The sequence below is a fragment of the Microbacterium petrolearium genome (genome assembly GCF_054782875.1).
Genome location: NZ_BAAGRQ010000057.1, coordinates 1 through 912 on the forward strand (window position 1 = coordinate 1; position 912 = coordinate 912).

The 912-nt window shown below is 39.6% G+C and carries 1 protein-coding gene; it reads right to left on the minus strand.

The features are described 5' to 3' along the window. Positions 1-100 precede the first annotated feature (100 nt). On the minus strand, positions 101-781 hold the full coding sequence (locus ACYVJ0_RS13565; RefSeq protein WP_460624621.1) for a cytochrome b N-terminal domain-containing protein: 681 nt from the start codon (positions 779-781) through the stop codon (positions 101-103). Positions 782-912 lie beyond the last annotated feature (131 nt).

Genomic DNA, 912 nt, shown 5'->3' on the forward strand with positions numbered 1-912 from the left:
CCCCAGTTACTATGATGCAAACATAATGTACTAACCACTGTACTACATCCCCACGTTACTTATATTAAATTTAAGGGGAGTAATAATAATGATATATAAATTATGTTCGATTTGATGAACCGTCAAGTGATGTGTTTTCTAGCATTCCAATAATTGGTAGTAGGACTACAAACCAACCAAAGTATACAGCAGTTGCAATAGCCCCAACTGTTACAAATGGTTCTTCAGCGTGTTGGCTACCAATCCACATTAGAAGGAAGAAGTTACCTACGAATACCCAGAAGGCAAATCGTGTTAGAGGTCGGTGCACATTACCTCGAGTTCGTCCTACGTCAAGTAGGGGCATAGCAAGTAGGATTAGTAGCGATCCTAGCATTCCAACTACTCCTAGTAGCTTGTTAGGAATTGACCGTAGAATTGTATAGAACGGTAGAAGATACCATTCCGGTACAATTGAAGGTGGTGTTTGCATAGGGTTAGCAGGAATATAGTTGTCACTGTGTCCTAGCATGTTAGGTGCATACATTACTAGAGCTGTTAGAGCAATGAAGAAAAGGATAATTGTTACTAGATCCTTAAAGATAAAGTATGGATGCATTGGTGCCTTTTCAGCATTTGAGCTAATACCTTCAGGGTTTGAGCTACCGTGTGTGTGAAGTGTTAGCATATGTACTAGAGCTAGAGCTGCTAGAATAAATGGTAGTAGATAGTGAAGTGAGAAGAATCGGTTAAGTGTAGCATTATTAACAGAGAATCCACCCCATACAACATTATAGCTTATAAAAGCCTGCTTACTATTTCTAGTAAGATTAGACTATGTCATTCACTACGTTTAGAGTGAAAGGGCGCTCTAGGTTGGATTATTGTTAGTATAAGTCGGATCGTAGCCATGTCGTTCTGTGAGCCAAGGAG